Origin of the sequence: Fictibacillus sp. NRS-1165 (assembly GCF_050468105.1) — a bacterium.
GTDB lineage: Bacteria > Bacillota > Bacilli > Bacillales > Fictibacillaceae > Fictibacillus_C > Fictibacillus_C terrinigri.
On the sequence record NZ_JBDPNU010000103.1, the window covers coordinates 1 to 1,454 of the forward strand.

The following is a 1,454-nucleotide window of genomic DNA, read 5'->3' on the forward strand; positions in this document are numbered from 1 at the left end:
AAAAAAACCATCTATGCTGCTAAAAGAAAATTACGAAATTGAGCCGGTGTCATCCTTTTTAGACTCCATTGATATCGATCATTATTATACTCCTCCATGTAGTTGTCTATCTTTCTATTAAGCTCCTCAATCGTTTTACAGTTAGAATAATCCAGTTCATCTTTAAGATGCCCAAAGAACGATTCCATTGGGGCATTATCCCAACAGTTTCCCTTGCGGGACATGGATTGAATCAACCCCAGCTCTTTTACTTTTTCGCGGAACTGGGGATGGGTGTAATGGTTTCCTTGATCAGAATGAAGAATGGCATTTGGATGTAGGAGGATACCACCATCGGTTAATTTGTCTAGTGTACGATACACCAAATCCATCCTAAGGGTAGCGGAGACGTGATACGCTAGAATTTCCCTTGTAGCTCCATCCTTCACGCAGGATAAATAAGCAGGTCGTCCAGATCCGTAATAAAGATACGTGATATCCGTTAGAAGAACTTTTCCAGGTGTTCCTTGAGCGAAGTTCCGTTTCAGCACATTAGGACAGGTCTTGTGTTCTTGCAGCGCTTCAGCCATTTTTTTATATGGCCTTGCTCGGCGTATGCGTGTTACTAGGTTAAATTTACGCATGATTCGACGAATCTTCTTATGGTTCATAATCACGTAATACTTGTACTCAAGGATCATTTTAATGGTTAAGGCACCTGCTTTTCCCTGTTTCGCATCAAATACTTGTTTGATTAATTCATAATCTTTTTTATCATTATCGTTTCGTTTTGTACGTAATGGACCGGCATACAACCAAGCATAATAGCCACTTCGGCTAACTCTTGCCAGTTTACACAGGTAACTAATCATATTTCTGAGTTTATAACGACATATGGTTCGTTCAATTAGGGCGAATTTTTGTGAAGTGGTTATCGCTTGTTCCTCAACGCCTGCCTTTCGAGTTCGTCGAGCTTTTTTAAGAACTCATTTTCAGCCTCCAGGAAGGCATTTCGAGCTTCTGCTCTCTTCAATTTTTCCTCGAGAGTAAGGGACTTCGAAGAAGGCCTTCCTGTACCTGCTTTTCCACGCTGTTTGTTGTAAAACCCTTCTTCTCCCCATTTCCTATATGTTTGACGCCAACGTTTCAGGCATTCATAAGGCCGGTGCGGGCCCAATATATCGATGTCAAAGCCATGTTCAAGAAAGATATCTAGTGGGCCTTTACCACTTGCGTTTTCTTTCACGGCTTTAATTTTAAAATCCGGATGATAAGATATAGAACGTTCTGATACCTGTTTAACATTGGGATTTTTCTCTAACTGTGCAACCTGAAAGGCATTAAACAAATTATTACTCATATCGATCCTCCGAATTCTAATTGAGTTGATTATAAACAAGTTTAAAGAATAGGAACATAAAAAAAACCCGAATATGGGTTTTTTTAAGGTGTCTATTATTCAGGTTACAGTTCAT

1 protein-coding gene is annotated in these 1,454 nt (G+C 39.7%); it reads right to left on the reverse strand.

Features of this window, described 5'->3' with window-relative positions:
- Positions 1–11: 11 nt before the first annotated feature.
- Positions 12–1,339 (reverse strand): IS3 family transposase gene (locus tag ABHN01_RS24560; RefSeq protein WP_429877719.1). Its coding sequence is split into 2 segments (ribosomal slippage): positions 12–967 and positions 967–1,339, totalling 1,329 coding nucleotides; the frame shifts between segments, so codons are not numbered across the junction.
- Positions 1,340–1,454 lie beyond the last annotated feature (115 nt).